This is a genomic window from Streptomyces sp. SCSIO 30461 (genome assembly GCF_037023745.1).
Classification (GTDB): Bacteria; Actinomycetota; Actinomycetes; order Streptomycetales; family Streptomycetaceae; genus Streptomyces.
Genome location: NZ_CP146101.1, coordinates 1,286,837 through 1,312,151 on the forward strand (window position 1 = coordinate 1,286,837; position 25,315 = coordinate 1,312,151).

The 25,315-nt window shown below is 67.6% G+C and carries 23 protein-coding genes and 6 pseudogenes; 14 read left to right on the plus strand and 15 right to left on the minus strand.

The window, feature by feature from the left end; genetic code table 11:
* The first annotated feature begins 23 nt into the window (after nucleotides 1-23).
* The 3 genes from V1460_RS05895 to V1460_RS05905 are packed head-to-tail and all read left to right on the plus strand — an operon-like array spanning nucleotide 24 to nucleotide 6,155.
* Nucleotides 24-1,664, plus strand: coding sequence for a class I SAM-dependent DNA methyltransferase (locus V1460_RS05895; protein ID WP_338672561.1), 1,641 nt, complete (start codon nucleotides 24-26; stop codon nucleotides 1,662-1,664).
* Nucleotides 1,657-2,892, plus strand: coding sequence for a restriction endonuclease subunit S (locus tag V1460_RS05900; RefSeq protein ID WP_338672562.1), 1,236 nt, complete (start codon nucleotides 1,657-1,659; stop codon nucleotides 2,890-2,892). The genes V1460_RS05895 and V1460_RS05900 overlap by 8 nt, the downstream gene beginning before the upstream one ends.
* Nucleotides 2,889-6,155, plus strand: coding sequence for a type I restriction endonuclease subunit R (locus V1460_RS05905; protein WP_338672563.1), 3,267 nt, complete (start codon nucleotides 2,889-2,891; stop codon nucleotides 6,153-6,155). The genes V1460_RS05900 and V1460_RS05905 overlap by 4 nt, the downstream gene beginning before the upstream one ends.
* 364 nt (nucleotides 6,156-6,519) lie before the next feature.
* Here the strand turns inward: V1460_RS05905 and V1460_RS05910 are convergent.
* Nucleotides 6,520-6,668: pseudogene (locus V1460_RS05910) on the minus strand (helix-turn-helix domain-containing protein); the annotation flags it as partial.
* 483 nt (nucleotides 6,669-7,151) lie between these two features.
* Here V1460_RS05910 and V1460_RS05915 point away from each other — a divergent pair.
* The 5 genes and pseudogenes from V1460_RS05915 to V1460_RS05935 all read left to right on the plus strand — a co-directional run bounded on the left by V1460_RS05915 (nucleotide 7,152) and on the right by V1460_RS05935 (nucleotide 13,154).
* Nucleotides 7,152-8,801: pseudogene (locus V1460_RS05915) on the plus strand (ISAzo13 family transposase).
* Between the two features lie 266 nt (nucleotides 8,802-9,067).
* Nucleotides 9,068-9,498, plus strand: a pseudogene (locus tag V1460_RS05920) (ATP-binding protein); the annotation flags it as partial.
* Nucleotides 9,499-9,693: 195 nt separating this feature from the next.
* On the plus strand, nucleotides 9,694-12,174 hold the full coding sequence (locus V1460_RS05925) for an AAA family ATPase (protein WP_338672564.1): 2,481 nt from the start codon (nucleotides 9,694-9,696) through the stop codon (nucleotides 12,172-12,174).
* Nucleotides 12,171-12,620 (plus strand): hypothetical protein, encoded by a 450-nt coding sequence (locus tag V1460_RS05930; RefSeq protein WP_338672565.1) that lies wholly within the window; start codon nucleotides 12,171-12,173, stop codon nucleotides 12,618-12,620. Before V1460_RS05925 ends, V1460_RS05930 begins: the two co-directional genes overlap by 4 nt.
* A 147-nt stretch (nucleotides 12,621-12,767) precedes the next feature.
* Nucleotides 12,768-13,154, plus strand: a complete 387-nt coding sequence (locus V1460_RS05935; protein ID WP_338672566.1) for a TIGR04141 family sporadically distributed protein — start codon at nucleotides 12,768-12,770, stop codon at nucleotides 13,152-13,154.
* Nucleotides 13,155-13,500: 346 nt separating this feature from the next.
* Here V1460_RS05935 and V1460_RS05940 read toward each other — a convergent pair.
* Nucleotides 13,501-13,956, minus strand: a pseudogene (locus V1460_RS05940) (transposase family protein); the annotation flags it as partial.
* A complete protein-coding gene (locus V1460_RS05945; RefSeq protein ID WP_338678379.1) occupies nucleotides 13,884-14,315 on the minus strand; it encodes a hypothetical protein in 432 nt (143 codons plus the stop codon). The gene V1460_RS05945 and the pseudogene V1460_RS05940, both read right to left, overlap by 73 nt.
* Between V1460_RS05945 and V1460_RS05950 the strand changes: the two genes are divergently transcribed.
* A complete protein-coding gene (locus tag V1460_RS05950) occupies nucleotides 14,298-14,468 on the plus strand; it encodes a type I restriction enzyme endonuclease domain-containing protein (protein WP_338672567.1) in 171 nt (56 codons plus the stop codon). The two genes, V1460_RS05945 and V1460_RS05950, sit on opposite strands and share 18 nt — an antisense overlap.
* 138 nt (nucleotides 14,469-14,606) lie before the next feature.
* Here the strand turns inward: V1460_RS05950 and V1460_RS05955 are convergent, their stop codons facing one another.
* The 3 genes from V1460_RS05955 to V1460_RS05965 are packed head-to-tail and all read right to left on the minus strand — an operon-like array spanning nucleotide 14,607 to nucleotide 16,376.
* The gene (locus V1460_RS05955) at nucleotides 14,607-15,125 is read right to left on the minus strand and encodes a UDP binding domain-containing protein (RefSeq protein WP_338672568.1); all 519 of its coding nucleotides are present in this window, start codon (nucleotides 15,123-15,125) and stop codon (nucleotides 14,607-14,609) included.
* Nucleotides 15,098-15,904 (minus strand): nucleotide sugar dehydrogenase, encoded by an 807-nt coding sequence (locus V1460_RS05960; RefSeq protein WP_338672569.1) that lies wholly within the window; start codon nucleotides 15,902-15,904, stop codon nucleotides 15,098-15,100. Before V1460_RS05960 ends, V1460_RS05955 begins: the two co-directional genes overlap by 28 nt.
* Before the next feature lie 7 nt (nucleotides 15,905-15,911).
* On the minus strand, nucleotides 15,912-16,376 hold the full coding sequence (locus tag V1460_RS05965; RefSeq protein ID WP_338672570.1) for an NUDIX pyrophosphatase: 465 nt from the start codon (nucleotides 16,374-16,376) through the stop codon (nucleotides 15,912-15,914).
* 65 nt (nucleotides 16,377-16,441) lie between these two features.
* Here V1460_RS05965 and V1460_RS05970 point away from each other — a divergent pair, with 65 nt between their 5' ends.
* The 3 genes from V1460_RS05970 to V1460_RS05980 all read left to right on the plus strand — a co-directional run bounded on the left by V1460_RS05970 (nucleotide 16,442) and on the right by V1460_RS05980 (nucleotide 18,325).
* A complete protein-coding gene (locus V1460_RS05970) occupies nucleotides 16,442-16,744 on the plus strand; it encodes a DUF6119 family protein (protein WP_338672571.1) in 303 nt (100 codons plus the stop codon).
* Nucleotides 16,735-17,010: a DUF6119 family protein gene (locus V1460_RS05975; protein ID WP_338672572.1), complete on the plus strand. Its 276-nt coding sequence runs from the start codon at nucleotides 16,735-16,737 to the stop codon at nucleotides 17,008-17,010. Before V1460_RS05970 ends, V1460_RS05975 begins: the two co-directional genes overlap by 10 nt.
* 166 nt (nucleotides 17,011-17,176) lie before the next feature.
* A complete protein-coding gene (locus V1460_RS05980; protein WP_338672573.1) occupies nucleotides 17,177-18,325 on the plus strand; it encodes a hypothetical protein in 1,149 nt (382 codons plus the stop codon).
* Nucleotides 18,326-18,358: 33 nt separating this feature from the next.
* On the opposite strand, the pseudogene V1460_RS05985 reads toward V1460_RS05980, so the two are convergent.
* Both V1460_RS05985 and V1460_RS05990 read right to left on the minus strand, forming a co-directional pair.
* A pseudogene (locus V1460_RS05985) lies at nucleotides 18,359-18,661 on the minus strand (transposase family protein); the annotation flags it as partial.
* A 360-nt stretch (nucleotides 18,662-19,021) separates the two neighbouring features.
* The gene (locus V1460_RS05990) at nucleotides 19,022-19,792 is read right to left on the minus strand and encodes an AAA family ATPase (protein WP_338672574.1); all 771 of its coding nucleotides are present in this window, start codon (nucleotides 19,790-19,792) and stop codon (nucleotides 19,022-19,024) included.
* Between V1460_RS05990 and V1460_RS05995 the strand changes: the two genes are divergently transcribed.
* A complete protein-coding gene (locus V1460_RS05995; protein WP_338672575.1) occupies nucleotides 19,751-20,293 on the plus strand; it encodes a winged helix-turn-helix domain-containing protein in 543 nt (180 codons plus the stop codon). The genes V1460_RS05990 and V1460_RS05995 overlap by 42 nt on opposite strands.
* On the plus strand, nucleotides 20,203-20,820 hold the full coding sequence (locus tag V1460_RS06000) for a transposase (RefSeq protein WP_338671433.1): 618 nt from the start codon (nucleotides 20,203-20,205) through the stop codon (nucleotides 20,818-20,820). The genes V1460_RS05995 and V1460_RS06000 overlap by 91 nt, the downstream gene beginning before the upstream one ends.
* Here V1460_RS06000 and V1460_RS06005 read toward each other — a convergent pair.
* From V1460_RS06005 to V1460_RS06035, 7 genes and pseudogenes are all read right to left on the minus strand, one after another.
* The gene (locus V1460_RS06005) at nucleotides 20,804-21,004 is read right to left on the minus strand and encodes a hypothetical protein (RefSeq protein WP_338672576.1); all 201 of its coding nucleotides are present in this window, start codon (nucleotides 21,002-21,004) and stop codon (nucleotides 20,804-20,806) included. The two genes, V1460_RS06000 and V1460_RS06005, sit on opposite strands and share 17 nt — an antisense overlap.
* Nucleotides 21,001-21,252, minus strand: coding sequence for a hypothetical protein (locus V1460_RS06010; protein WP_338672577.1), 252 nt, complete (start codon nucleotides 21,250-21,252; stop codon nucleotides 21,001-21,003). The genes V1460_RS06005 and V1460_RS06010 overlap by 4 nt, the downstream gene beginning before the upstream one ends.
* Entirely contained in the window at nucleotides 21,249-22,601 is a 1,353-nt protein-coding gene (locus tag V1460_RS06015) for a DDE-type integrase/transposase/recombinase (RefSeq protein WP_338672578.1), read from the minus strand. The genes V1460_RS06010 and V1460_RS06015 overlap by 4 nt, the downstream gene beginning before the upstream one ends.
* 95 nt (nucleotides 22,602-22,696) lie before the next feature.
* Nucleotides 22,697-23,098, minus strand: a complete 402-nt coding sequence (locus V1460_RS06020) for a helix-turn-helix domain-containing protein (protein ID WP_338672579.1) — start codon at nucleotides 23,096-23,098, stop codon at nucleotides 22,697-22,699.
* A gap of 361 nt (nucleotides 23,099-23,459) precedes the next feature.
* Nucleotides 23,460-23,954 (minus strand): annotated as a pseudogene (locus V1460_RS06025) (transposase family protein); the annotation flags it as partial.
* Nucleotides 23,955-24,148: 194 nt separating this feature from the next.
* The gene (locus V1460_RS06030; RefSeq protein WP_338672581.1) at nucleotides 24,149-25,039 is read right to left on the minus strand and encodes an aKG-HExxH-type peptide beta-hydroxylase; all 891 of its coding nucleotides are present in this window, start codon (nucleotides 25,037-25,039) and stop codon (nucleotides 24,149-24,151) included.
* Between the two features lie 57 nt (nucleotides 25,040-25,096).
* Nucleotides 25,097-25,258, minus strand: a complete 162-nt coding sequence (locus tag V1460_RS06035; RefSeq protein WP_338672582.1) for a hypothetical protein — start codon at nucleotides 25,256-25,258, stop codon at nucleotides 25,097-25,099.
* Nucleotides 25,259-25,315 lie beyond the last annotated feature (57 nt).

Genomic DNA, 25,315 nt, shown 5'->3' on the forward strand with positions numbered 1-25,315 from the left:
CCCATCAGTTGGAAGAAGGAACAATGCCTCCCCGCAAGCGAGCCGCGGCTGCCGCCGGACAGGGCGAACTGCTCAGTGTCTCCAGCACCAAAGAGATCCAGGACATCCTGTGGAAGGCCGCGGACAAACTCCGCGGCTCCATGGACGCTGCCCAGTACAAGGAGTTCGTGCTCGGCCTGGTCTTCCTGAAGTACGTCTCCGACGCCTTCGCCGAACGCCGCGAGGAACTGGCCGCCGACCCCGAGCTGGCCCAGATCCCCGAGCACCGCCGGGCGGCCTTCCTTGAGGAGAAGGACGAGTACACGGAGAAGAACGTCTTCTGGGTGCCCCCGACTGCCCGCTGGGACCACATCTCCGAGAACGCGGCCAGCGCGGAGGGCGGTGTCGGCGTGCTCCTGGACACGGCCATGGACGAGGTGATGAAGACTAACAAGCCCCTCACCGGCGTCCTCCCGAAGATCTTCAACCGCGACAACGTCGACCAGAAGCGCCTGAAGGAACTCGTCGACCTCATCAGTGACGCGCGCTTCACGGGTCATGGCGACCGCCCCGCGCAGGACGTCCTGGGTGAGACCTACGAGTACTTCCTGGAGCGCTTCGCCCGCGCAGAGGGCAAGCGGGCCGGCGAGTTCTACACCCCGGCGAGCGTGGTCCGCCTGATTGTCGAGGTGCTGGAGCCGTACGAGGGGCGGGTATACGACCCGGCGTGCGGCTCGGGCGGCATGTTCGTGCAGAGCGGCAAGTTCGTCGCGAAGCGGCGCGGCAAGGACCACACTCACGACATCGCGGTCTACGGCCAGGAGGCCAACGAGCGCACGTGGCGTCTGGCCAAGATGAACCTTGCCATCCACGGCATGGACCCCAAGGGTGTGGGCGACCGCTGGGCGGACACCTTCGCGGAAGACAAGCTGCCGGATCTGAAGGCCGACTTCGTGATGGCCAACCCGCCGTTCAACATGTCGGACTGGGCGAGGAAGTCGGACGACAGGCGGTGGCGTTACGGCACCCCGCCCCAGTCAAACGCCAACTACGCCTGGCTCCAGCACATCGTCTCCAAGCTGGGCGACCGAGGCAGCGCGGGCGTGGTCCTGGCGAACGGCTCGATGTCGTCCAAGCAGTCGGGCGAGGGTGAGATCCGCGCGGCGATGGTCGAGGCGGACCTGGTCTCATGCATGATCGCCCTGCCAAGCAACCTTTTCCGTACGACAGCGATCCCGGCGTGCCTGTGGTTCCTGACGAAGGACAAGTCCCCGCAGGGCGCGAAGGCGCTGGAGGACCGGCGGAGCCGGGTGCTGTTCATCGACGCGCGCGCGATGGGCACAATGGTCGACCGCACGGAGCGGATCCTCACAGAGGAGGACTTGGAGAAGATCTCCGACACGTATCACGCGTGGCGGGGCACGAAGTCGGCCAAGGACAAGGGCCTTGCGTACGAGGACGTGCCGGGATACTGCTACAGCGCGACGCTGGAGGAGATCGAGAAGCGCGACTATGTGCTGACGCCGGGGCGGTACGTGGGAGCGGCGGAGGCCGAGGAAGACCCAGACGCGGAGCCGGTGGAGGAGCGGATCACGCGACTGGCAAAGGAGCTGTTCGAGCAGCTACACGAGTCGGCGCGGCTGGATGCGGTGGTGCGGGAGCAGTTGGGGAGGATCGGTGGCTGATTGGCGTAGCGTCAAGATCGAAGATCTCGCCGCCCCCGGTAAGAACTCTTTGGCCACAGGCCCCTTCGGGTCGGCAATTGGTTCTAGATTCTTCCGAGAAGAGGGGGTGCCTGTCCTTCGGGGCAGCAATTTGAGCCTCAAGGTCGGGGACCGGTTGCTTGACGATGAGATCGTCTTCGTGGATGAATCCAAGGCCGACGAATTCCCCCGCAGCGTGGCCCGTCAAGGAGACCTGGTATTCACATGCTGGGGCACTATTGGCCAAGTTGGATTGGTGGACAATCGCGCCAGATTTGACCGATACATCGTCTCCAATAAGCAGATGAAGCTTACACCGGATCCGAACCTCGTCGATTCGCTGTTTCTGTACTATTGTCTGTCGTCCCCAGAGGCCCTGGCTCAGGTGCAGGGAATGGCCATCGGTAGCTCGGTGCCAGGATTCAACCTTACCCAGCTTCGCCAGGTAGAAATTTCCTGTCCCCCGCTCGCCGATCAGAAAGCCATCGCTGAAGCCCTTGGGGTGCTGGATGACAAGATCGCGGTCAACGAGCGCATCGCGACCACGGCTCGCGAGCTCGGTCTCACCTTCTATTCCCAGAGGCTTCATGATGACGACTCCGTTGAAGTAGCTGTGGAGCCACTCACGACTGCTCTGACTCGCGGCGTCGCTCCGAAGTACACGGATTCTTCGGATGAACTCACGGTGCTCAATCAGAAGTGCGTTCGCGGCGGGCGTGTGAACCTTGACCCCTCCCGCCTGACTCTCCGGGAGAAGGTTAAGGCCCACAAGCTGTTGCAACTTAACGACGTGCTAGTGAATTCAACGGGTGTTGGCACTCTCGGGCGGGTTGCCCGCTGGACCTTGGATCTGGAGGCGACTGTCGACTCGCACATTACGATCGTGCGCTTCAATGAGGACAAGGTCGACCCCGTTTGTGCCGGATTTGCCATGCTGCGTGCCCAGCCAGAGATCGAGGCGATGGGCGAAGGCAGCACCGGTCAGACCGAACTCCGGCGGTCCCAAGTCGGTGAACTGGAACTCATCCTGCCAGGCCCTGCTGGCCAGAAGGAACTGCGTCCCAAGCTGGATGCGCTGGAGGAGCGAGCGGACCAGGCGCTCAGGGAGTCTCTGTCCTTGGCCGCTCTCCGAGACACCCTCCTCCCTCAACTGATGTCCGGCAAGCTCCGCGTCCGAGACGCAGAGAAGATCGTGGAGGAGGCCGTATGACCACCGAAAGCGGCAGCGAGCCCACTCACACCCCCGCTCACCTCGACACCAAAATGACTGAGTCTACCTGGGAGCACCTCGCCCTGGACGAACTCGCCCAACTTGCCTGGCAGGCCAAGCCCGGCAAAGACCTCGCCCCCGGCACCGGACACCGCCGCGACTGGGATGACCTGATCCTGCACGACGAGCTTCAGCTGGCTATCGAGAGGCTAAACCCGGAGCTGACCGCCACCGCCGTCCACGAGGCCCTCCGTATCGCCACCGACCCCACCTCCCGCGAGGCGTATCCGGAGAACCAGCAGGCGCACGAGCACCTCACTACCGGCATCCGGCTGACGTATACTGACGAGTTCGGCGCCGAGCAGACGCCGACCGTCCGGCTCGTTGACTTCACGGACCCTGGCGCGAACAGCTACCTCGCGGTCAACCAGGTCACTGTCCGGGAGACCGACGGCAGTCACCGTCGCTTCGACATCGTCCTCTACGTCAACGGCCTGCCCCTCGCCGTCGTCGAGCTGAAGAGCGCCTCAGATGAGAACGCGACCCTCAAGTCCGCGCACGCGCAGCTCCAGACGTACGTCTCGGAGTTCCCGATCGCGTTCCGCTACAACGTGCTCTGTCTCGTCTCCGACGGCATAACAGCCAAGTACGGCACGGTCTTCACACCGTACGAGCACTTCGCGCCCTGGAACGTCGACGACGAGGGCGAGCGCGTCGACACCAACGCGCCCGGCTACGACGGCCTCGACGCGTTGAACCTGGCCCTCCACGGCCTGTTCACCCAGGACCGGTTCCTCTCCCTCACCCGTAACTTCGTCAACTTCCCTCCGTCCAAGCCGGGCGAGCCCCTCTCCGGCAAGCGCATCGCGAAGCCGCACCAGTACTTCGCGGTGAACAAGGCGGTGAACGCGGTCGTCGAGGCGTCCCGCTCGACCGGGCAGGCCGGCGTCGTCTGGCACACACAGGGCGCGGGCAAGTCGGAGGAGATGGTGGAGACGGCGGCGCTCGTCCTGCGCCACCCGGCTCTGAACAACCCCACCATCGTCGTCATCACCGACCGCAACGACCTCGACGACCAGCTCTACGACACCTTCCTCGACAGCGAGAGCCTGCTGGAGACAAAGGCTCACCAGATCAACACTCGTGAAGACCTCCGCGTCGAGCTGAAGAGGCGCACCGTCGGCGGGATCCTCTTCACCACCCTGCAGAAGTTCGGCCTGAGCAAGGAGGAGAAGGCGGCCGGCAAGTCCCACCCGCTCCTCTCCGAGCGCCGCAACATCCTGGTGATCGTCGACGAGGCGCACCGCTCGCACTACGACAGCCTCGACGGGTACGCCCGCCACCTGCGCGACGCCCTCCCCTACGCCACCCTGCTCGCCTTCACCGGTACGCCGATCTCCAAGGCCGAGGCCGACACCCGTGCCGTCTTCGGCGAGTACATCGACGTCTACGACCTGAAGCGCGCCGTAGACGACGGGGCCACGGTCCGCGTGTTCCACGAGCCGCGAATCATAGAGGTCGACCTGCCCAAGGGCGTCGACCCGGGCAAGCTCGACGAAGAAGCGAACACCCTCACCGAGGGCATGGACGACGCCGAGCGCCGCCGTGCCATCAAGTTCGCCACGGGGATGAACACTGTCTATGGGGCGCCCGTCCGGATAGCGAAGCTCGCCGACGATCTCATCGCCCACTGGGAGGAGCGCCGGGAGCTCGTCAAGCCTGACCTCGGTGGTCCCGGCAAGGCAATGGTCGTGTGCATGACCCGGGACATCTGCGTGGCGCTCTTCGATGCGCTGGCCGAGCGACGGAAGGGCTGGGTGGGCAAGGAAGCCGATCAGGGCGTTATGAAGATCGTCTTCCACAGCGATCCCTCAGACGAGGAGCGCCTACGCAAGCACGCTCTGCGTCCGTCCCAGCAGAAGGTTGTCCAGGCCCGCGCCAAGGACCCGGACGACGAGCTGGAGCTGCTCATCGTCCACTCGATGCTGCTCACCGGTTACGACGCGCCGCCCATCCACACCCTGTACATGGACCGCCCCATGCAGGGCGCCAACCTGATGCAGGCCCTGGCCCGCGTCAACCGCCGGTTCCGGGGCAAGCAGGACGGCCTCCTCGTCGGCTACGCGCCTCTCACCGACAACCTCGCCAAGGCCCTGCGCGAATACTCGGACCAGGACCGGAAGGACCAGACCCTCGGCGCGGACATCGAGCGGGCCATCACCGAGGTTAAGAACGAGCTCTCGACCATCAAGGGGCTGCTGGCCGGGTGCCATTGGAGAGAGTGGCTCGCCCACACCGGGCGCCCCGACTCCCGTAAGCGCGCCCTCCGCCTGACCGCCGACTTCCTCCGCGACCCGAAGAACCCGGGCAACCAGGTCGAACCCGGCGCCAAGCCGCTCTCCGTCCGCTTCAAGGACAGCGCCGCCCGCCTCGACCGGTTCTACCGCGTCTGTTCGATGAGCCGCGAGATCGCCGAGCGTTGCAAGGACCTTGACGACTGGCGCCGCGACATCGCCTTCTTCAGCGAGGTCCGGGCCTGGATGATCAAGCTCGACGCCGCCCAGCGCGAGGCGAGCGGGGAGCCGCTCAGCGCCGAGGTCCAGCGCTACCTCCAAGCCCTGGCGGCCTCGGTCGTCGACGCCGACGAGATCACCGACTTGTACGCGGAGGCCGGGATCGGCCGGCTGGACATCACCCGCCTCAACGAGGCGCAGCTGCGGAAGCTGGAGAACTCCGAGACCCCGCACCTGGTCACCGAGGCGCTGCGGCGTCTGATCCAGCAGAAGATGCGCGAGGTGACCAAGCACAACGTCGTCCGGAACGAGAGCTTCTCCAAGCGCCTCGACGACCTCATGAAGCGGTACATGCTCCAGCAACTCACCAGCGCCCAGGTCATCGCCGAACTAGCCGCCCTCGCGAGGGAGGTGTCGGCGGAGGCTCGCCGCGGCGAGAAGTTTGACCCGCCGCTCAGCCACGCCGAGCTGGCGTTCTACGACGCGGTCGCTCACCGCGACATGGCCGAGGCGATGGAGGGTGGCGACGACACACTCGCCAAGATCGCACGCGCCCTCGTCAAGGACATCCAGAAGAACCTCTCCGTCGACTGGCTCTCCCGCGAGCCCGTCCGAGCCAAGCTGCGCACCCGCATCCGCCGCGTCCTCGCGATGTTCGACTACCCGCCGGAGGAGGAGCGCGAGGCGGTCGACCTGGTCCTCAAGCAGATGGAGATCGTTGCCGCGCTCTGGGCACCCGCCGCGAATTAGCGACATCTATGGGCGGGTGTCCCCAGCGGCGCCCGCCCGTGAGGGCCATGTGCGCTCAATACGGTTGTGTCGCACGGCATACGCTGCCGGGCCGCCTTTCTCGACGGCCCGATGCCTCCAGCACCGTGTTCAGCGCACGTGCTAGCTGTATTGATCACGAGCGTTGTTGACACTCACGGGTCTTGATCATGGCGAAGACCTCCGGTGTGGTGGAGCTGTCTAGGACTGCACCGCACGGAGGTCTTCGTGTCCCACCGTAATGCCCGCCTGACTGTTCACGGCAGGCGGCAACCACCACCGCTGCCACTCGGCACTCGGCGGCCAGCTGCCGATCAGCCGTGTGAACAACGCTGCAGGTCAATACAGCTAGCTCCAGCGTCGGCTTTGCTCCGGACGCCCGCTCGATCTGTGTGATCCGCGTGCTCACCACATGCACCTGTCACCGAGCTCGGCCTGGGTGAGTCCGGCCGCCGTACTGAGCCTGCGCACCCGTGCGCCAAATAGCGCCGCCATCGACGCTGGTGTCAATTCCGTTGGCCATAGCGTCACTTCCGCTCCTTACCGACTGAAGGGTAGGGCTGCGTCATCTGTCGAGCGTAGGGCGACCCGACGACTCTTGAGCGGACCTGACGACTCGCGTATGTCGCGGGATGTCTCGGCTCGACAGACATTGACCGACAGGCCGTGCAGGCAGGAACGACCACCGAATAGAGCGAGCCACGCGAGCTCCCCTCCCTCAGAGGGCGATAAGAGCCAACTAGCCCTGGTTTGCGTGGCCAGTCGGAGAGCCCGCAGGCGGACTTACCGGACAGAACCCCCTCCAGAGAGGCGGGGAGTCAGCGGTCGAAGCCCGCCGACGAGGCCCTCCGCGTGGATTCCGCGGCAGGCAGCCCGCCACCGGGTGGAGCGGATCAACATCAAACGTGGGGAACTGGCTCTTAGGGGTCGTCGATGAATTAGTGGGTTGCTTGGGGTAGTTGGGCTCGTTGATGTGGTATGAGGCGCTTTGATGGATCGACGGGGTCGTTACGGGCGAAGCTCGAGGCGGTGACGCCGTATCTGAATGAGCGGCAGCGCCGGATCCTGTACGGCGCGGAGGCCCGGCAGCTGGGGCACGGCGGGATCGCCGCGGTGGCGCGGGCTGCGGGGGTTTCGAAGGGGTGCGTCAGCCGGGGCCTGGCCGAACTCGACGCCGTCGCGGAGCCGGACAGGCGGGTGCGACGGCCGGGAGCGGGCCGTCCGGCCCTGGCGGACAAGGACCCGGGCCTGGTGCCGGCCCTGCTGGAGCTGGTCGAGGACAGTACACAGGGCGACCCGATGAAGCCGCTGACGTGGACGACGAAGTCGTTGCGCCGCCTGGCGGACGAGCTCGCCGCCCAGGGCAGGAAGGTGGGCCGCGACACCGTCGCGGCCCTGCTGAAGGCGGCCGGGTTCAGCCTGCGCGGCAACGCGCGGGTGCTGGCCGGCAGCCACCACCCGGACCGGGACGCGCAGTTCGGGCACCTCAACGCCACGGTGGCCGACTTCCTGAAGGCCGGTGACCCGGTGATCAGCGTGGACACCAAGAAGAAGGAGCAGATCGGGCTGTTCGCCCGGCCCGGTCGGGAGTGGGCCCCGCCCGGCGCTCCGGTCAAGGTCCTCGACCACGACTTCCCCTCCCACGCCACCGGCACCGCGATCCCGTACGGCATCTACGACCTGGCCCGCAACACCGGCTTCGTCGTGGTGGGCACCGATCACGACACCGCCGCATTCGCCGTGGCCAGCCTGCGCCGCTGGTGGACCGAGGAGGGACGGGCCGCCTACCCGCACGCGAAACGACTGCTGATCACCGCGGACGGCGGCGGCTCCAACAGCTCCCGCGCCAAGGCATGGAAGGCCAACCTCGCCGTTCTCGCCACCGAGACCGGCCTTCAGATCAGCGTGTGCCACCTGCCTCCCGGGACTTCGAAGTGGAACCGGGTCGAGCACCGCCTGTTCTCCTTCATCTCCCTCAACTGGCGCGCCCACCCGCTGACCAGCTACGAAACCGTCCTGAACCTCATCTCGGCGACCACCACCCGCACCGGGCTGACCGTGACCGCCCGCCTGGACACCGGCACCTACCCCACCGGAATCGAGATCAGCGAACAGCACGCAGCCGCCCTCACGATCCGCCCCGACGACTTCCACGGGGAGTGGAACTACACGATCCCGCCCCAGCCCGGCATCCCCGACGTCCCCCTCCACCCGCCCGGCCCCAGATCCCACCCCCGCACCGCGCACACCTTCGGCGCGACCCTGGCCACCCACCCCCTCTTGACCGGCCTCGAGCGCCACGACCTCGACGATCTCACCGCGGGCGTCCGCGACCGGTTGGACACCCTGCCGCCCAAGGAGCGGCCCCGGCACCGCAAGATGACCACGGAGAACATCATCTGGGCCGCCGTCCTCGACCAGCGCGGCCTGTCCCGTTCCTTGATCTCCTATCTCTTCCGCATCGGGGAGAACCAGATGAGATGCCTGATCAAGCAGGTCCGCCCGCACCTCGAGGACCTCGGCCACCACTCCGAACCCATCCCCGCCCGGCTGATCGACCCCAGCGACCTCGCCAACTACGTCATGCACGCGACAGCCGCGGCTCGCGAGAGCGAAACACCCCACTAATTCATCGACGACCCCTATTATCGCCCTCTCAGAGGGCGTTTGGGGAGAGAATGTTGCGCTAAGTCGCCCCTACGGTTGGTGAATTCGGGTTGATTCGCACCTTATGTTCGGCTTCACGGCCCCTGAGTGCCGAACTAGGCGCCCGTTTAGTCAGCTTCTCGGCATTGGATTCCGTCTGGTTTGGATATGGGGTGAAAGTTCCCGCCGGTGCAGATCTTCCAGGCATTTCGGACTATGCGCGTTGGTGATAAATAAGGCAAAGCGGGTTGAATTGCCCATCGCGAATCAACATCAAACGCCCACTCATAGCGCAGTTCGTCTCCTCACCCCAAGTTGCGCAGCTCGCCAGACGCTTCGCCGTTCGGCTCACGGAAGAGTGGGTCACCCGCCGGCGTCTGACGCGTCATGCACGGTCGCCCTCATCGTCGGCGATCTCGCCCGGAACGCCGTACGGCACGGTCGGGTCCCGGACGCGACTTCGGTCTCCGGCTCGCCCTCGACGCGGCCGTGGGTCTGGTGCGTATCGAGATCGCGGATGCCGCCTCCGCTAAGCGGCTGCCGATGGCCCCATCCTCGTCGCATTCGACGGTGAGTCCGGTCGAGGGCGGCTCCTGGTGGACGTCCTGGCCCTGCGTCGGGGGTCGGCGCCTCGTCAACTGTGGGCAAGACTGTGTGGGCGGAAGTACCTCCCGAGGCGTCAATTCCCTACTTGTGTCCGAGATTTGTGATAACCCGGGTTATCGCCAAGCTCATAGATCGCAGCATCTCTCCGTCTCTAACGTCTGTCCCGTCATGCCGGGCTCGCGCACAGCCGGAGGCTCACCCCACCCGCGCACCGCTCCCGCCCGGCTGACTCTCCATCGGAACGGACCGCGGAAGGGCGGAGAGCGACATGGCGGGACACCTCGAGCACATCGAACCCCCGGAGCACGTCGAGCAGGACGGGCAATCCTCCAGCAGCAGCGGCGGCTCCTCGACGCTCTCGCGACTGGCCGACCGCCTCGAGGCGTCCACCCTCGCCGAGGCGACCAAGGAAATGCTTCGCGAGGCGCTGGGCGGAGCGGAACCCGACTTGGACGCGCCCATCGGCCCGCGCGCGGACCACCTAGTGTTCCTCGAGTCCATCAGCGTCAGCGGCTTTCGCGGAATCGGCCGCAAGGCGCGTCTGCCGCTGGGCGCGAAGCCCGGCGTGACCCTGGTGGTGGGGCGCAACGGTTCGGGCAAGTCCAGCTTCGCTGAGGGCGCCGAGACGGCGTTCACCGGCCGGACCGCCCGCCTCGACAGGCAGCGCGGCGAGGTTTGGCGCCGGCACTGGCGCAACCTGCACGACGGGGGCGAGCCGAAGGTCGAGGTCCGCCTCGCCATCGTGGGGGACACCCGGCCGTCCACGCTGACGTGCACCTGGCCGGGCGATGACGTCACGGCCCCCGAGGTCGAGTTCAAGCGGCCGGGACACGGTCGGCGGCCCTTCGAGGACGCCGGCTGGGAGCCAGCGCTGAACAACTACCGGCCCTTCCTGTCGTACTCCGATCTCGACAAGGTCATCAGCGGAAAGCCCAGCGAGCTGTACGACTCGGTCGCCACCATCCTCGGGCTCGGCGAGCTGACGGCCGCGGACGAACGGCTCCAGGCCGTCGAGAAGGCGCTCAACTCGGCGGTCAAGACGGCTGAGGCGGAGGTGCCCGCACTCGTCGAGGCGCTGTCCGCGCTGGACGATCCCCGGGCGGAGCGCGCGCTCGCGGCCGTCAGCGGGACGGGGACTCCTGACTTCGACGGGTTGGACGCCCTCGTATCCGGGCTGCCCGACGCGTCCGACGACCGTCTGAGGGAGCTGCGCGCGACCGTCGAGCTGGCCGCTCCCGACCTCAAGGCGGTCGGCGCGGCTGTGGACCGTCTGCGCGAGGCCGTCGCCGTACTGGACGACGTACGCGCCTCGGGCGCCGAGGATGCTCACCAGCGCGCCGAACTGCTGGACAGGGCCCTGGAGCACGGCCGTCGGCACCCGGACGAGGACACCTGCCCGCTGTGCGGGTCCGACCGGCCGCTCAACGCGGCATGGGCCGAGCGGGCCGCCGAACAGGTGGCCGCCCTGCGGCGGGAGGCCGCCACCGCCGAGGAAGCCTGCACCGAACTGCGGAACGCGGTGGACGCCGTCCGTTACCTCGTCACGCGGGTCCCCGCATGGCTTCCTGCCCCGCTCGTCGACCCCTGGGAGGAGTGGGCGGCCTGCCGGGTGATCGACGAAGCCGAGCGGCTCGCCGCCCGCGCCGAGACCGCCGCGCTTGTCCTCGCCGACGCCTGCGCGGCTCTGCGGGAGGAGGCCGCACGGGAGCTGGAGAAGCTCGACGAACAGTGGCGGCGCTGCGTCGCCCGCCTCGCCGCTTGGCTCGACCGGGCCCGTGGCGCGCACGCTGGCAAGCCCCGGCTGCGCCAGGTCAGGGCGGCCCGCAAGTGGCTCAAGGAGGCGTGCGCGGAGCTGCGCGAGGAACGGCTGCGTCCCTTCGAGGACCATTCGCAGCGGATCTGGGAGGAACTGCGCCAGCAGAGCAACGTCGACCTGCGTTCCGTACGCCTGACCGGCGGCGAGAAGGCGGCCGTGCGCAAGCTCGTGATGGACGTGTCCGTGGACGGCACGGAGGCCGCCGCGCTGGGCGTGATGAGCCAGGGCGAGCTGCACTCCCTCGCACTGTCGCTTTTTCTGCCGCGTGCCGCCGCACCGGACAGCCCCTTCGGGTTCGTTATCATCGACGACCCCGTGCAGTCCATGGACCCGGCGAAGGTCCACGGCCTCGCGAACGTCCTGCACGACCTCGGCGAGACCCGTCAGGTCGTGGTCTTCACCCACGACACGCGGCTCCAGCGGGCCTTCACCAATCAGGAGCTCCCGGTGACGGTCCTGGAGGTGGAGCGGGAGGCGCGTTCGGCGGTGACCGTGCGCCGCGTGACCGATCCGGTCGGCCAGGCGCTGGACGACGCACGCGCCCTCGCCCGTACACCGAACCTCCCGCCGGTCGCCATGACCCACGTACTGCCCGGCCTCTGCCGCACCGTCCTCGAACGCGCCTTCTCCGAGGCCGCGTGGCTGTGTCTGCACCGCGCCGGACTGACCGAGCACGAGGCGGAGAAGACCGTCACGGCCGCCGTCAAGCTGATGGACATCGCCGCCTTGGGGCTCTTCGGAGACCCGTCCAGGACGGCTGACGTCTACCGCGAGCTGCGCAGACGGTGTGGTCCCGGGGCGGTGGACCTTATCAGGCAGTGCCAGGAGGGCGCGCATCCGTCCGGCACCTCGATGCTGGACCCCCTTCGGTTCGTGGGGGACGTCGCAACCGTCGCCCAGACCGTGCGCAAGCCGGAGGAGGCCACCCAGTGAACGCGACGATCCGTCAGTTGCTCGACACCGCCGACCTGCTCATCGAGGACTGTGGCGGTCCCGCCACCACTGGTCCCGTCACGGGCGGGCCCGCCACCGCGGGGGCCGGTGCATCCGTACCCGCCCCGCCGACCGTGCTCACCGCCACCGTGGCGAGCCGGTGCCGCGGTGCCGCCTTCGCCCTCCGCGCCGCGCTGGAGAGCGCGGTCGCCGCCCGTCTCTCCGCGCACGGCGCGCCCCGCACGATCCGTGAGGGCTCCATGCGGGCCGCACTCCTCTGGCTCCGCGGCTGTGCCGAAGCCGGGACCGCTCGCCGGGCGAAGGCCGCGTGGAGCCAGCTCTGCCTCGGCTGTCACTACCACCAGTACGAGATCGGCCCCACGGAGGGCCAGGTACGCGCCTGGCGCAGCGAAGTCACCGCGATCGTCGCGCTGTTGGCCCACTGATCACGACCCGGCGACATCGGCTGCTGGGTCGGTCACGGGGAAGCGGGCCCTGAACCGCTGCGGCGCGAGGGCCGCTGCCAGGAGGAGAAGCACATGAGAACGACACCACGAGGGCGGTTATCGTCGCCCCGCACAAGGAGCGCCACCATGGCAACCCGTACGTCCAAGCGAACCCTGTACCGGCTCAGGGGCGTCACTCCCACCGTCGACGCGATGTTCGACGCCCTGGACGCGAACCAGCTGGAGCGGGTCCACGCAAATCTCGACGTCCCCGAGAACCTCGGTGTACCGGCGGTCCTGGCCACCGGCAGCTTCGAACAGCCCGTCGCGAGCTGGTGCGACGAGATCGTCCGTACGACGGGTATCGAGGTGTCACTGCCGGTCAACTGCTCGGACGGACTGCTGATGCTCGCCGTCGACGGCAAGGTGTACGCCAGCGGTTACGACCAGGGCTTCCGCCTCGTGCCCGACCGGCTGAAGGACCACCGCATCTGGCTGGGCTTCGCGTCCCACCTGGTGACCCCGGGAGGATAGGGGACATGGTGTCGCACACCCCGGGCGGAAGGCGCACAGACATCACCCTGCTTCCGGGCGGCGCCTCGTTGCGGAGCCTGGGCCGCGGCCCCGACCACGGCGCGATCTCGATCGGTGCCTCGACCGCGGCGTCGACTCGGCGACTTCGGGCAATCTCGGGCTCGTTGCCAACGCCGTGTTGCCGTCGAACCAAGCCCAGCATGGTTCATGCGTGGCTCCAAGTTGCCATGGGCCGGTAGCGCTTGTTGGCTGCCATGAGGCGCACTGCGCCAGTACAGCTGTGCGAGACCGCCGCGCCGTGATAACGACGGTCCCGGTCTGCCGGCACGACACTGAGGGCTTTCCATCATCGGTCTGAGCTGGTCAGATGCAGGCAGAGGACGGCTTGGACGAGGTGCGTGATGCGGGTGGTCGAACAGCGGAGCTTGCGCAGGAGCCGCCAGGATTTCAGGGTCGCGACGGCCTGCTCGACAAGAGCGCGAATCTTCGCGTGGGACCGGTTGACCGCCTGCTGTCCCGCGGAAAGGGTCGCCCAGCGGCCCCAGCACGGGACGCGGACCGTGCCTTCGGCGCCGCGGTATCCCTTGTCCGCCCAGCACTTGATGCCGCCTTGGGCGAGTGCGTCGATGATGCCGTGCTGACGGGCGGCCCGGACGTCGTGGGTGGCACCGGGCAGAGCCGGTGAGGCCTATAGGAGGCGGCCCTTCGGATCGGCAATGACCTGCACGTTCATGCCGTGTTTCTTGTGTTTTCCGGAGCAGAAGGGCCGGTCCGCCGCGATCCGGTCGATCGGCAACAGGGTTCGGTGTTCTTGAATGGGGCGAATGGATCAACACCCTGCCAGGAGCCCGGGGTGAAGTAGCCGAGCGCGGCAAGGAGTTTGCGGTAGAAGTAGCTCTCCGCCCAGAGGAACGGGACGTCGGCCCAGCGGCGTCCGAAATAGCCTTCGCCCCACTGTTGCCATGCGGTAGCGGACCAGATCGTGACGGCGCGGTCGCCGGAGGCCGAGGCCAGCAGGGGCGCGTTCGGGGCGAGGGCCACGGAGCGCATCCAATCGCGATACCCGGCCTTCTCGTCCAGGAGTCCATCGGCGGCGAGGTCGTAGAGCCGGACGAACTCATCCTCGTCCGAGGCGGCGACGTAGTGAACTGTCCCGTCCACGGCAAGGACCACACCGGGGCACGCGCGAAGCTGCACGCCCGGATTCGTCGTGACCTCGCCAAGTTCGACTATCCGTCGAAGGAGGAGGTGATCAAGCTTATCCTCAAGCAGATGGAAACCTTCGCCCGGGAGTGGGCCCCGCAGGCGTGGTGAGATCGCTGTCGGCCGGTCAGTGGCGAGGGCAAGTGACGGGTGGCATACGGCATCACACTGCCGACCACTCAGTAGCAGCCTGCACAGGCGGGAGGCCCCTGCAAGGTGAGGCCTCGCGTCGAGCAGGCGGCGGCGTGGTTACAGGTGCTCAACGTTCGGTCCCTTGAGGCGCGCTCGGCAGTCCAGGACGTAGGGCGCGTGCTGTTCGATGAGGGGGAGGCCGAAGGCTGTGTGGTCGGTCAACAGGACCACGGCGTCGGCTGCTTTCAGGCTGGTCTTGGTGAGCCGCGGGAGGACAGTGCGGGGATCCAGGCTGAAAGGCTCGTTGACGTGCGGGTCGACGACTCGGATCCGTGCGCCGAGGGCAGTCAGGTTCTGGGCGATCGTGATGGCCGGGGAGTGTCGCGTATCGCCGGTGTCGGGCTTGTAGGCGATGCCGAGGAGGAGAACGTGTGACTCGTTGACCGGGAGGCCGCGGGTGTTGAGGGCTTGCGTGAGCCGGTGTACGACGTGGGTGGGCATGGAGTTGTTGATCTGGTTGGCGGTTTCGACGAGGTGCAGGGGGGTGCCGGTGCGTCGGCGGATCTCCCAGGAGAGGTAGGCCGGGTCGACCGGGAGGCAGTGTCCGCCTACGCCGGGGCCGGGGTCGAAGCGCATGAAGCCGAAGGGTTTGGTGGCGGCGGCGTCGAGGGCTGTCCGGATGTCGGTGCCGAGGTGCCGAGGTGCCGGGCGTGGAGGGAGATTTCGTTGACCAGGGCGATGTTGACCTGGCGAAAGGTGTTCTCCAGGAGTTTGGCGAGTTGGGCGTCGCGTACGGAGGTGACTTCGACGACGGTGTCGACGAGGTCGCGGTAGAAGGCGGCGATGGCCTTCAGCGAGGGCGCGTCGACACCGGACACGATCTTGGGGGTGTTGCGGAGAGTCCATGTCCGGTTTCCGGGGTCGATGCGTTCGGGGCTGTACCCGAGGTGGAAATCGGCTCCAGCGCTCAGACCGGAGGCGGACTCCAGCAGGGGTCGCAGGAGATCTTCGGTGGTGCCGGGATAGGTGGTGGACTCCAGGACCACCGTGCAGCCGGGGCGCAGGTGCGGTGCCAGGAGACGGGCGGCGTGCTCGACGGCGGAGAGGTCGGGGGAGCCGTCACGGAGAGGGGTCGGCACCGCGATGATCGCGATGTCGAACCCAGCCAGGTCGGCTTGGTCCCCGGTCGGGGTGTAGGTGCCATACTCCAGCGCGGAGGTGCGCTCGCAGTCGGGGACGTCCGGGCTCGGTGACTGCCCGGCTTGGAGACATTTCAGCCGTACGTCGTCGGTGTCGAAGCCGACGACGCGGTAACCGGCCTCCGCGGCCCGGATGGCCAGGGGGAGGCCGATATACCCCTGGCCGAGTATCGCGATGCGGTGCGGAGCCGTTGCGGCAGGTCCAACGGTGGCCATGGGCGGATCACTTGACCGGTTCAGGGAGGTCAGCGGCCAGGAGACGTTCGTGGAGCTCGCCGAGCGCCGTTCGGTTGCTGTCGAAGCGCAGGACGTCGAGGGCGGCGTCGTATCCGAGCCACTGCAGCGCGGTGTGCTCATGGGAGATGACAGCGTCGACTCCGGTGAGGTCGACGGCGAAGGAGTGTTCCGGGATGACGTAGGTTCCGGCCGGCCAGTGGGTGCGGTCGGCGAAGAAGCGGGCCGGGACGCTGGCCGTGGTCTGCAGCGGGTAGAGCGGTGCGGGGCGATTGAGGCCGAGTTCCTCGCCAGCCTCGCGCTGTGCGGCCTGAGCAGGGGTCTCGGTGTCCTCGCCGCCGCCGGCGACGGCCTGCCATACGTTCATGTCCTCGCGTCGCAGGACGGCGAACTCGAACTGGTCGCCGGAGCGGCGGAAGGGGACGACGAGGATCTGGAAGGGTGCTCGGGGCATGTGGATGATCTCCCTGGTCAATGTGTGGTCGGGGCTGGGTGTTCGAGCAGGAGGCGACGATCGTCATGGATCTTCCTCGCAGCCCGTATGACGTCGGCGAGTTCTGCGGGGTCGTCCAGCAGCATTCCGGAACCGGCTGCCTGCCCGTAGCGGATCAGCGTGGAGCAGGCGGTGCGCGTGGCGGCGGAGGCGGTCCGGGATGGGGAGTGGCCGCGGCTCATCGGGTCGGCGTAGAGCGGCAGACCGCGCTGCACCGCGGGAACGGCGTGGAGATCTGCGACCTGCTGAGCCCGGACAATGTACTGGTCACGGTGAAGCGCGCCCAAGGTTCCGACGCGCTGAGCCATCTCTCAGCCAGGTGCTCGTAGCCGTACAAACTCTGCGGAACTCCCCAGAGGAGAGGGAACGGTTCGCCGAGGAGGTGGTAGCTGCCCGGCAGGGGCGCGGGCTGCGGAACTTCCAGCCTTCCAAGGTCGTCTCTACGGTCCTTCTGAAGGATGGCTTCGACCTCGCTTCTGACACTCTGTTCTTGTTCTCGCAGGTCACCCTGGTACAGACGGCCCGAAGCTCGAAGCGTGGGGGCAGGCGGAGGTCGTCGGCATCGCCTCCAGCCCGTCGGCTGTCAACTCGATAGGGATCAGGCGGTTGACGGCGTAGTCGCCGCCATCGCAACGCGGCGTGTGGATGCTGCGGCTATTCCCATCACCTCCGATGTGTGGCTGTTGTCGGTGGCTTCCGGTATCAATCGATGTGGAAACGATCATTGGCCACGGTCTCGGGGCACAGGGGTGGGGTAGCAAGTGACTGATCAGTCGGTATTCGTTCTTGGGAGCGATCTGCAGGCGCTGGAACCGGCCGCGTTCGAGACTGAGGCGGAGTTCCAGGAACTCCTCGCACGCCACCCGAGGGTGCTGGATTTCGGCTCGCTGGCCGATGGTCAGCCCTTGCGGTTGGTGCTGGTAGCGCGGGAGATGGGGGTGCCGACGAGTGCGGAGACCGGTCCGGCGTACTGGCTGGACCACCTTTTCGTCGACGCCGACGGGGTACCGACGCTGGTGGAGGTCAAGCGGGCGAGCGATACACGCATCCGCCGCGAGGTGGTGGGGCAGATGCTGGACTACGCCGCGAACGGAGCGCGCCACTGGCCTGGAGCGCTCCTTCAACGCTCTTTCGAGGAGACCTGCGCTGCGGACGGCCGACCACTGGAGGAGTCGTATGGGGACTTGCTCGGCGACCGCTCCCCGGTGGAGTTCTGGACAATGGTCGAGGAGCGGCTGGCCGCCGGGCGGATGCGGCTGTTGTTCGTTGCGGACCGGATCCCGCTGGAGCTGAGGACGATCGTCGAGTTCCTGAACCGGCAGATGCGGCAGACGGACGTGTACGCGGTCGAGCTGACCCAGTACCGTGGCGACGGAGACCTCCGCGTCCTCGTCCCCCGCATCCATGGGGAGGTCGCCATGGTGGCGAAGTCCCCATCCAGCCGTCTCGCCACACAGCGGACCACGCGTTACGAGATGGACGCGGCGATACGGACGCGCCTCGTCCCGGAACATAGGCGAATCGCGACCGCGCTTCTTGATCACGCTGTAGCCAAGGGTCGGTTGGAGGGTGGTACGGCCAAATACCCGAGCATGTCCGTCTACTATCCCGTCGCCGGTCGGCATGTGCCGATCTGGACGCTATCCCTGTATGACAATCCCGCGAAGGAGGAACTCGCCTTCAGCTTCGGATCGATCACCCACCACCTCGGCTGCGACCGGGCGGCCGCGTTCGGTGAGTCGTTGCCGACTCTTTCCGAGCTGGAGAAGAAGCTGGTGGTGCAACGGGAGAAGGGCTATAAGGGTTGGCCGTCAGTCTCTCTAACCGCCCTGGCCGCCGAACCCGGAGCGACGGAGGGAATCTTGGCCGCTATCCAGGACCTCATGGATGGTCAGGAAACCTCTGCCTGACCAGGGCCAGGGTTCACTGAGTCTTTTCCAACCTCAGTTTGAGCTGGTCAGGTGCAGGGTGAGGACGGCTTGAACGAGGGTGGTGATGCGGGTGGTGGAGCATCGCAGCTTGCGCAGGAGCCGCCAGGTCTTGAGGGTGGCCATGGCTTGCTCGACGAGCGCGCGGATCTTCGCGTGCGAGCGGTTGGCGGCCTGCTGACCTGCGGAGAGCGTCTCCCAGCGACCCCAGTAGGGCACTCGTATGGCGTCGCCGGCGCCCCGGTAGGCCTTGTCGGCGCAGCACTCCACGCCGGCTTCCTCCAGGGCGTCGATGATGCCGTGTGTTCGCGCGGCCTTGTGTTGGGTGCCATTCAAGATGAGCATGGAGTTGCCACTCAGGGTGAGCATGTGGGGCGATGAGAATGCCCTGCCGGACTGCGTCCGGCAGGGCATTTGATGGTCACGGTGTCACTGAGAGGGCGATAAGAGCCAGTTCCCCACGTTTAATGCCGATCCGCTCCACCCGGTGGCGGGCTGCCTGCCGCGGAATCCACGCGGAGGGCCTCGTCGGCGGGCTTCGACCGCTGACTCCCCGCCTTTCTGGAGGGGGTTCTGTCCGGTAAGTCCGCCTGCGGGCTCTCCGACTGGCCACGCAAACCAGGGCTAGTTGGCTCTTATCGCCCTCTGAGATGGTCGGGGTGCCGGTCGCGGTGGTGGTTATTCCTCGGTGACTTCGGCGACGGCGGCGCGGGCGGAGGATTCGTCGACGATGGACTTGTTGTCGGCGTAGGCGGACAGCAGGGCTTGGACGGCGAGGTTGTTGACGGCGCGGGGGTAGCCGCGGGCGGTGTCGTGGATGAGGGTGATCGCGTCGTCGGAGAAGAGGGTGTCGGAGCGTCCTGCGAGGGCGAGGTGGTGGGCGAGGTAGCTGGTGGTCTCCTCGCCGGTCATGGGCGGCATGTTGTAGCGGATCGCGATCCGCTGGTCGAGGGCGGCCAGCATGCCGAGTTTGATGTTGCGGCGCAGGGTGGGCTGCCCGACGAGCAGGCAGGCCAGCGGGCTGGTCGAGTCCATGTCGTGGTTCGTGAGCATCCGCACGGCCTCGAGCTGTTCGTGATCGAGGAGGTGGGCTTCGTCGATGACCAGGACGGGGACGCGGCCGCGTTCGGCGTGCTCGGTGGCCGGTGCGTCTGCGGCCTGCGGGATCAGGGTGGAGCGGTGGGGTTTGGGGACGCCGCCGAGGCGGGTGACGATGGCCTGGTGGATGCCGGCGACCCCGACGGCGGGGTTGGGGAGGTAGATGACGGTGTGTCGGGGGTGGTCGAGGGCGTCGAGGGCCGCGCGGACGGCGACGGTCTTCCCGGCGCCGACCTCGCCGGTGCTGAGGTTGAACTCGCGATGACGGCTGGTCGTGACAGTTCGTGATCCCTGCGGTATGCCGTGTTCATGAGGTACGCGCAGGGAGGCGGGCTGACGCCGAAGGGGCAACAGGCCCGGGAACGGGTGCGGTTGGAGGCAGGCGCGCGGTTCGGGCGGGGTGAGAAGACCGCTGAGATCGCGGCCGGGTTACGGGTCGGCAAGCGGCAGGTAGAGAAGTGGCGCCGGTCCTGGCGCGAGGGCGGCCTGAACGCCCTGCGCTCCAAGGGGCCGATGTCGGTGGAGCGGCTCTCGCCCCGGCAGTGGGAGCGTCTGGAGCGGGAGCTGGCACGGGGACCGCTGGCGCACGGCTGGGACGAGGGCCAGGGCTGGACACTGGTGCGGATCAAGACGCTGATCGGGCGGATGTTCCACGTCGGCTACACCGTGCAGGGTGTGTGGAAACTGCTGCGGCGGCACGGATGGTCCGCGCAGGTGCCCGCTCACCGGGCGATCGAGCGGGACGACGAGGCGGTCGAGGTATGGAAGGACGAGGTGTGGCCGCGGGTAAAAGTGCCGCGGCGGACCTGGGCGCCTACATCTGCTTCGAGGACGAAGCGGGCCAGGGGCTGAGGCCGCCGAAGGGACGTACCTGGGCGCCGCGCGGCCAGACCCCGGTGATGCGGGTACGCGGCAGCAACCGGGGCCGGGCCTCGGTGGCCGGCGTCGTGTGCTTCAAGCCCGGTGCCCGGCCGCACTTCTTCTACCGGCTGCACGTCTGGCGCGGACGCAAGGGCGAGCGCAAGAGCTTCGCCTGGAGGGACTACCGCGAGCTGATCGTGCTCGCGCACCACCAGCTCGGCACCCCGATCGTGTGGGTGTGGGACAACCTGAATGTCCACCTGACCGGCGAGCTCGCGGACTTCATCGCGGAGAACGAAGAGTGGCTGAGGGTGTTCCAGCTGCCCTCCTACGCTCCCGACCTCAACCCGGCCGAGGGAGTGTGGTCGCTGCTCAAACGGTCGCTGGAGAACTTCGCCGCCGCCAACCTCGATCACCTCGTCCGCGTCATGAAGCGCAAGCTGAAGAAGATCCAGTACCGCCCGCACCTGCTTGACGGCTGCCTCGCCGAGACCGGCCTGTTCATCGAACCGCCATGACCACCCCGCCCGCTATCGCGAGTTCAACCTCAGTGATCACGCCGAGGCAGCGTTCGCCGATGCACCAGGTGATGCGTGCCGCGGCCTGGGCGTGCGAGGAATGGCGGTGCAGCATCCCGGGGGCCAGGTCCTTGCCGAACGGCATGGCCGTGAACCCGTAGTAGCCCTGGATCTTGTCGATCAACGTGGTCCTTCTTCCAGGTGGTCGATGAAGTCTTCGAGGTCGCGGGCTGCCTGCTCGGCGCGATGGTGCAGGGCCAGTGCGAGGAAGACCGCCCGCTTCGCCAGTGCGGACAGCGGCCGGCCGCCTCGGCCGGTGGTCTGGCGAAGGGCGAGGTCAAGGGCCCTGTCCCGCAGTCGGCGGGCGGCGGCCTCGGCGTCCTCCAGGTCCCAGATGCGTTCCTGGACCGGATTGCCGCCGATGCCGGTCACCGGCCCTCGCCGGTCTGGTCGGGCAGCAGGGCGGTGTAGTTGATCTTCTGTCCGAGTTCGTTCGTGCGGGCGGTGTCGATCAGGCGGAGGTAGTCGATGCCGGTGGACGGGGCCGGCGGCGCCTCGGGGATCTCCGGCTTGGCCTTGGGGTGCGCGTGCCGGGTGACCTTGTGTGGGACGGCGAGGCCGAACGGCCGGTTGTTGAAGCGGACTTCGATCTCGGTCATGTCGAACGGGTCGAAGACCAGCTCGACCTTCCGGCCGATCAGTGCCGCGTCGACGTTGTAGGTGTTGGAGTGCAGCGAGACGGTCGCGGTCTTGGCGACGGTGCGGTGCTCGGACCAGCGGAAAGCCTCCCGTAGCTGGGCCGCAGTGGGCTGCGGGAACGGGGAGCCGGCCAGCCACCGCTCGATTGGCGCCCGCCCGGTCTCCGAGTGCACCGCCCGGTGATAAACGCCTTCCACCCACGCCGTGAACAGGCGATTCAGCGTCGCCAGGTCGGTGATGTCGTCCGGGTTCACCTCGACGAGGAACTGATCCCGCACTGTTCGAAATAGCCGCTCGATCTTCCCGCGTCCTTCGGGGCGGCCCGGGGTGGAGTGGATCAGCTTGATGCCGAGCCTCGCGCAGGCTCTGAGCAGGGCTTTGTCCACGAAGGCGGAGCCGTTGTCGACGTAGACGCCTTCCGGGACCCCGCGGGCGGCGAGGGCCGGGCGGAGGGCGGCGGCAAGGCGGACGCTGTCCTCGGCACCGCCCCAGCGGTGTCCGACCACCGCCCTCGAATGATCGTCCACGAAAGCGAACAGATACGTCTTGCGACCTGCGATTTTCGGGCCGTGCAAGGCGTCCCCGACCCAGAGTTCATTGGGGCGGTCGGCCTCGAACCGGCCGAACGCAGGCGGTGCCTGCCCGTCCGGGCGGTTCAGCAGGTCCAGACGACCCAGGTGGCGGTGGACGGTGCGATAGGACGGGCCCCAGCCCAGATGCTGGGTCAGGATGCGTACCACCTGAGCGGTCGTGCGCTGCGGGTTCTCCCGCTTCAGGGCCGCGGCCAGGTCCAGGACCTCTTCCGGAGTTCGCGGTGTGACCTGCCTGGTCGGCGGCAGCAGGGCGTCGAAGCCGCCCTCGCGCCAGTTGCGAAGCCACCGGTCCAGGGTGCCGCGGCCGACAGTGATCTGCCGGCCGAACGGGTCCGTATGCGTGCGCGCGGCCAGCTCGCGGACCATCGCCCCGCGCTGGGACGGGCTCAGGGCAGGGTCGGCCGCCTCGCGGATCAACTGGTAGCGGAACAGCGCGACCTGGTGGGCCCGCTCGGCCCGCCGGCGTTCCTCCTCGTCGACCAGAGCCATCGTCGGTGACCTCCAAAAGGCTGCGGGACATGTCAACGAGCGATCATCGGCCCGCACCACCGCAGCCCGTCAGGGCCAACTCGTGTTGATCGACTTCAGCTGGTCGGCAGCGGCCAGGAAGGCGCCAGCAGCGAGCCACGGCTCACAGCCGAGGCCACCCGCCAAACCGGCGCGGTGACCACCGGGAACCGTCCCCGCACCGCCATCGCGGCGGCGATGACCGCGGCGACCGCGTCGGCGAACACCGAGACCGCGGGCGCCGGCAGCACCACCGAGGGATCATCGGCGAGCGCGACCAGATGGGAGGTGAAGAACCCGGCCACCGCCCCCGCCCGGGCAGCGAACCGGCGCAGCCACCCCCGCACCGTCGACCGCGGCCTCCCCAGCAGGTCCGCGATCCTGCGGTGCCCGGCGCCGGACGCCTTCATCTCCAGGGCGGCCCCGATCACCTCGACCACATCCGCCCGCCGCGACAAGCCGCTGACCGGCAGCAACACGTGCGTCAGCCCACAACCCGAGCACCGGGAGCGGCGCGGCCGTACGTCCAGACGAACATCACCCGCCCCGCGCAGCCCCCGCAGCCGGGCCCATCCCCACGGCGCCAGCACCCCGCCACACGACGGACACTCAAACTCGCCTGCCACAAGCCGCCGTTCGACATCACCGGCGTCCGCCTCTACCGTGATCAAAGCGCCTCCGGGCGCACCCGAACGGCCCTCCCGGCTTCGCGACCAACGACAACGGGAGGGCCGTTTCCCGATCAAGACATGGTCACCGTGCCCCTCGGCACCCCGGAGATCAACCCACCTGCAACGATCAGCCCATCATGCTCAACCGGAATGACACCGTCCTACCCCGGCCATGCTCATCCTGAGTGGCAATCAACACCTTGATGTCGTGGACGGCTCCAGGGAGTGCGGGCGATGCCCATAGCAGCCGCCCCGCCGGATCGGTGATCACCTGCACGTTCATGCCGTGCTTCTTGTGTTTCCCGGAGTAGAAGGGCCGGTCGGCGGCGATCCTGTCGATCGGCAGCAGCGTCCCGTCGAGGATCACGAATGCCTTGGTGGAGGCGGTCTTCATCGCTTCGGCGAGGGTCGGTGCGAGAGTGGCCAGGACATCGATGGCCTCGGTGATGTACCGGTAGGCGGTCGTGGTGCCGACGCCGAACCCGACGGCGAGTTGAGCGTAGGTATGGCCGCAGCGCAGGTGCGCGAGGACGAGCAGGGCCTGACGCCCCACGCTCACCCGGCGCCAGCGTGTTCCCCGCTCCTGGCGGCGGGCCCGCAGACGAGCAGACAGGAAGCGCAGGGTCGAGGTGGACACATCCACGCCGGACGGGTAGACAAGCACGCGGAAGCTCCTGGTGGACAGGCGATCTTGGTCGTGAACCCGTCTACCAGGAGCTTCTTCACGTCCGGACGCCACCCCTCCAGCCAACTACCCACCCATCCAACCAGGTTGGAAAAGGCTCACTGGCTCGCCGGTTGGTGCAGCGGAGTAGAAGCGCGCTCAGGCGCACGGGCGTTCGAGCGCTCGGCGAATTTCTATGCGGTTCCGATGGCCTCGTCGACGGTGCGGCCGATGCACTCACGAAGCGCGCCGGAGGAGACATACGAGAGCGCGTTCGGTAAAGAATCTACGGCAACGTTGAACTGGCTTTGCTGCCAGCGGAGATAGGCGTCCAGGAAGAGGGCGACAGCGCCTGTGGCGTCGGGCTGGATCTGTCGTATGTACAGCACGATCAGGGAGAACGCCCAGCAGGCGTGGAGGAAGCCGAAGACGGGACGGTCAGTACCCCGCCAGGGAGAGAAGAAGGTGGCGTTGCTTGGGAGATTTACGGCGTGCGCGGCCAAGGCGTCGTTGAGCCAGTTGTGGGCGGCCTCGTGGATCAGGTCGCGGGCCAGGACCTCGGGGTGGGCGGTGTAGTCGGTGAAGACGGTGCCGGGGAGGCGGGTGAGTGCCCAGCTGTGGAGGGTCTCGTCGAGGCGGCGGTGATTGAGCAGGCAGATGACGGGGGCGTGTTGGGTGAGCAGTGCGCCGAAGCCGTGTTCGCTGGCGGACACAAGAGCGGTACGAACGAGAGTCTGGGCCTCGGACGGGGCAGGGCTGGTGTCGGGGCGGACGAGGTAGTAGGCGGTTTCGGAGATCTCCGAGCGGAGCAGGTCCGTGGGGCGCGGGTTGAGGATGATGTGCGAGCCGGTGGACAGGTGCGTAAGGTCTTGCGACGTCGTACTGCGGCACCAGGCGAGGCGGTCAGCGTCCCGGGAGCGCGCGGCCTGTTCGGCGCCTTCGAGTAGGTGGTGGGCCACGGCGTAGTCGAGGGCGGACGAGCCGAGGCGGTTGCCGAGTACGGAGGCGATGCGGCTGGTCCGGACGCGCTGGTGGTCGGCGATGCCGTCGAGGGTGACCAGGGCTTCCGGGGAGAGGATGCTCATCTGGGCTCCAGGGGGTGGAACGGGGGCCGGACCCGGCTGGTCCAGCCCCCGTGGCGGTCAGGGCGTGGTGGTTGGATTGGTGTCATTTGGCTCGGCCGTGGCGGCGAGCCAGGTCTCGGTGGCCGCGTTGGAGGTGTGCGCGGTCGTGCGTACCATGTTGCTGTCACGCAGGGACGCGACCGCCTCCAGGAACTCGTCGAACGTCTCGTCGTCTGCCACTGCTCGCTCTCTCCTCGTGATCGGGGCCGTGGGTTGGGGTGAGTGCCGGTGCGGGCG